Below are 3,294 nucleotides of genomic sequence, written 5' to 3' on the forward strand. Positions count from 1 at the left end.
GCCCACCACAGAACAGCTAGCTTTGGCCGAACTTGCCAAGGAGGCGGTTCACCCGAATTATGTCCTCGTGGAATGCGTTAAGCGGGGAATTGCTTTTCACTATTCGAACATCCCGACGCAGCTTCGCCGAGCCGTGGAAGCCGCTGTTTCTTCCGGTTGCATCGACTATCTAGTATGCACCAGTACGCTTCTTCAGGGCGTCAATCTGCCTGCCAAGAACATTTTCATGTACGCGCCCGAGAAAGGACGTACCAACGCGCTTGAATCCACCGATTTCTGGAACCTCTCCGGCCGTGCCGGTCGGCTGCGCCGCGAATTCCAAGGCAACATCTTTCTCATCGACTACGCCAATTGGAAGAAGAAACCTTTGGATGGTCCGAAGGATTCTATCGTCGTTCCGGCCATCGAGACCAGCGTGAGGGAGCATGAGGCACAGCTTGTCACTGTTATTATTGATCAGGTGGCAGCCGGCCTGAGAGATCAGCCTGATCTTGAGACGGCCTTCGGTCGCCTCTATTCTGACCACAAGCGCGGCGAACTATCCACTACATTTGCACGAATTGGCGTTGATGCAGACGGTCCTGAGGCCCAGGCCTTGTCAGCGGCACTAATCGCGGCCGAAGCCATGGTGTCCATTCCGGCCGAGATATTGCGCCGCACGCCCAACATTTCGGCGCACAAGCAGCAGCGGCTATTTGCCCGTCTCATGGTGACTGTTGGCCAGGGCGTCGATGCAGCGAAGACTCTCATTCCGCGGCACCCGCGTGAAAGCGAAGCCTTCCAGTCATACGCGGGTATTCTTGAGCTGTGTCATGAGATCATTCTTGGGATCGACACGTCGAAAGGCTTACATCGTTTTCATGCTCTTATGGCGCTCAAATGGATGCGAGGATTGCCCCTTCCGCAGATCATCGACGAACAAATAAAACGCGACGCCAAAAAGGCTCCGCAGACTATTATTCGCAATACGCTCGATCTGATCGAGACCGAAATTCGGTTTCAGGCGGTTCGCTTGTTTGGCTGCTACAACGCTCTCCTGGTATACGCGCTCGACAACGCAGGAATGATTGACCTCGTAGCGAGCATACCGTCGCTTCCTCTCTATTTAGAAGTCGGAGCATCCGACAAAACAATGATCAGCTTCATCGCGCTCGGGCTATCACGTGTCACCGCGATGAAGCTCAACGAGCTTTCCGCGCGGAAGGATCTCGACATTGCAGCCGCCCTTCAATGGCTAAGGACCCGACCACCTAGCAGCCTTGGCCTCTCGCCGCTTCTGTTAGCTGAAGTCAGCGCGATCATTGCGATATGAAGCTCATGGTTGCAGTGGCTGGGATGGCGCGCCTTCCTTTGATAGCGCAGGGTTGTGGTTCGGAATTGAAGAGGGGGAATTGTGGATTCTGAGACAATCGTTTCGCTGACTGGATCCGACCTAGCCTATAGCTACAGGGAGCTGCCTGAGCGCTGCTCAGGTGTAGAGATCGACAGATACATCCAGCGCACGCGAGACCTCTTTGATCCGGTTGCGCGTGGTTTTGATGATGCCCGAAACACCGAGTGGTTTATCCGCAGCTATCTTGCTCTCAAATTCGTCCTTGGGGCAACCGTGCTTGCCAACTCCGCAGAATATGCTGAGGATCGGAACCTGCAGGTAGCGCTACCGTACCTCGGCTACTACACGATCTTGAATTGCTGCCGATCATTCTTGTTCACCCTCCCGTGCCTTGATTGGCGCGGAGAGAAGACCATCGAAATGACTCACAGCAACATCCTGAACGTAACTGCTGACAAACTCAAACGACTGGGCCAGCGACACGAGGATACACTCAAGCCAAGGCTTTGGGCGGCAAAGGAACAACGTGACTTATTTTCTTATCGATTTCCAGCGACCGGTCTTGCGGTGTTTGGTGACGGTCTGGTGTGTATCGGCGAGGCGATAGGGATTGCGAGGCTGTTGACGGAACTGGCGCAGATCAATCTTTCCTGTTTGGAAAGCTGCGTCGCGAAGCACAATCCAAATAAGAAATTCAAACTGCTTGAACTGGACGACATGTGGCACACGATGCAGTACGATATGAAGACTCAATCATTCGTCGATGACGAGGATTACAGCCGTGTGGGATATTTTGTGCGCAAGTACAAGGGCCCGGCTACTCTTGCCGACTTGGCCACAGATGGCCTTGTTGATGATTTCTTCGGTGCGTGGGCTCCAACGGATGACCGGGATGATGCGAACAGATACGATGCTGATCGGCAGTGGGACCTATTGTTGGATATCTGGTAGCCGGCCATGTCGTCGAGATGATCTAGGCTGGCCAAGCCAGGCAACCGTTACGGAGGCTTCCACGTAGCGTTCCTCGCCCCTACCGCTCCTCCACAATCCGCAAATAAGCCGCCGTCACGAACAGCACGATCAGCCCGAACAGTATCCGCCTCGCCCCCTCCGGCATCTGCAAAATCGTTAGCAGCGTCGTCAGCACGGTCAGGATCAGGGCGCCGATGATGGTGCCGGTGTAGCCGCCGCGGCCGCCGAAGATGGAGGTGCCGCCGATCACGGCGGCGGCCACCGAGGGCAGCACCAGGGGTTCGGCGAGCGACAGCGATGGCGCCTTGATCAGGCCGATATAGAGCAGGCCGGTGATGCCGGCGAGCATGCTGGAGATCACATAGAGCGCTGTTATGACCTGCCAGTATTGCACGCCTGACAGCCGCGTTGCGCGCTCATTGTCGCCGACGGCGTAGAGCAGGCGGCCGAAGCCGGTGCGGGCCAGCGTGAAGACGATGAGGGCGGCCAGGGGCACGAACAGCAGCAGGGCGTTGGGGAAGCCGTAGGTGACGCCGGTGCCGAGCCAGGCGAGGAAGTCGGGGATTTTCGCGCCCGAGGCAATCACCGTGCGCTGGTAGACCTGCAGGCAGCCGGTGCCGATCAGGCTGGTGCCCAGCGTCATGATCAGCGGGTGGACGCGGAAGACGCCGACGCCGATGCCGTTGACGAGGCCGATCAGCACCGCCGGCATCATCGCCAAGAGGAAAGCCACCGCCGGGTCCTGGTTGACGACTTGCGTCGCCATGATGAAGGCGCTCATCGTCGCCACCGTGCCGACCGACAGGTCGATGCCGCCGGTCAGCATGGTCATGGTCTGGCAACCGGCGAGGATCGCCAGCGGAATGGCGAATTTGATGGTGTTGGCGATCCAGCGCTCGTTGACGATGCCGGGGCGCAGGATCTGCAGGATCACCACCAGGATGACGAGCAGGATGATCAGCGGGATCAGCGGCCGGTCGGCCATGAAG

At 57.5% G+C, this 3,294-nt stretch carries 2 protein-coding genes and 1 pseudogene; 2 read left to right on the forward strand and 1 reads right to left on the reverse strand.

All coding sequences use genetic code 11. The annotated features are described in order from the left end of the window. A pseudogene (locus EN993_RS33345) lies at positions 1-1,312 on the forward strand (helicase-related protein); the annotation flags it as partial. Between the two features lie 81 nt (positions 1,313-1,393). After that, complete coding sequence (locus EN993_RS38115) at positions 1,394-2,284, forward strand: hypothetical protein (RefSeq protein ID WP_245469042.1); 891 nt, start codon at positions 1,394-1,396, stop codon at positions 2,282-2,284. Positions 2,285-2,363: 79 nt separating this feature from the next. Here EN993_RS38115 and EN993_RS33355 read toward each other — a convergent pair. After that, on the reverse strand, positions 2,364-3,294 hold a 931-nt coding region (locus EN993_RS33355; protein WP_245469043.1), incomplete at its 5' end, for an ABC transporter permease.

Source organism: Mesorhizobium sp. M7D.F.Ca.US.004.01.2.1 (assembly GCF_003997785.1).
In the GTDB taxonomy this organism is placed as follows: domain Bacteria; phylum Pseudomonadota; class Alphaproteobacteria; order Rhizobiales; family Rhizobiaceae; genus Mesorhizobium; species Mesorhizobium loti.